Consider the following 779-nt stretch of genomic DNA (forward strand, 5'->3'; position numbering starts at 1 on the left):
TAGCAAACTTGGAATAGGAGTGAAGCTTAAACTAAAAAGTTCTAGCGATGGAAAACGCTGGTTTATAACGTCTTGCGGCTTGCAACAGTTGCAAATTTTAATCACCGCCGATTCCAAATATAAAAATCCTTTTTGAATTTTCGGAGAAAATTCGGTGAAAGCCCAAACCTTGCAATTGTTGCAAACTGCTGTTATGCACTGTGCTTATACTGTTTTACACTCTTTTTTGAGATATAAAATATTCCAATTGTTAGTATTGTTAAACTCAAAACCCATAGCCAATATCCAAAGTCTAAAGAATCTATTTTTCCATTTCGACCGCTTTCGGATAATAAGATTTCTTTCCATGCTGTAAAACTTAATGCAATTACAGTAGCAAGTGAAGAAAATATCTTTGCCATATTATTTGAGTTATAAAGTAAAACTATACTTAAAAAATATAAAGGATTTGCTAACCAAATTATCCACTCTAGTATTCCGCCACCAAGAATAGCTAAACCGCCCATAACTAAACAAGCAATTCCTGATAGACTTTTATCTTCAAGTTCATTCGATGATATTGCAGTTTGAGTTAAAGAAATGACATACACTATCAAGCTTATTGTTAAAAGAAATATTTTAGGATTATTAATTTTCAATCGTGTCATTTTTTTGTCTTTTAGCAACTAAGATTTGCATAGTGCATAACGTCCTGCGGCTTCACACAGTGGCGACTTTTATAATTTATAGTTGTAAATATAAACAAAATTTGAACTTAGTAGTTTCCGGCTAAGAAAAAC

The 779-nt window shown here is 32.1% G+C and carries 1 protein-coding gene; it reads right to left on the reverse strand.

All coding sequences use genetic code 11. The features are described from left to right. Positions 1–191: 191 nt before the first annotated feature. Positions 192–647, reverse strand: a complete 456-nt coding sequence (locus HA632_RS00090; protein ID WP_176305209.1) for a hypothetical protein — start codon at positions 645–647, stop codon at positions 192–194. Positions 648–779 lie beyond the last annotated feature (132 nt).

It is taken from the genome of Flavobacterium sp. J49 (assembly GCF_011742145.1).
GTDB lineage: Bacteria > Bacteroidota > Bacteroidia > Flavobacteriales > Flavobacteriaceae > Flavobacterium.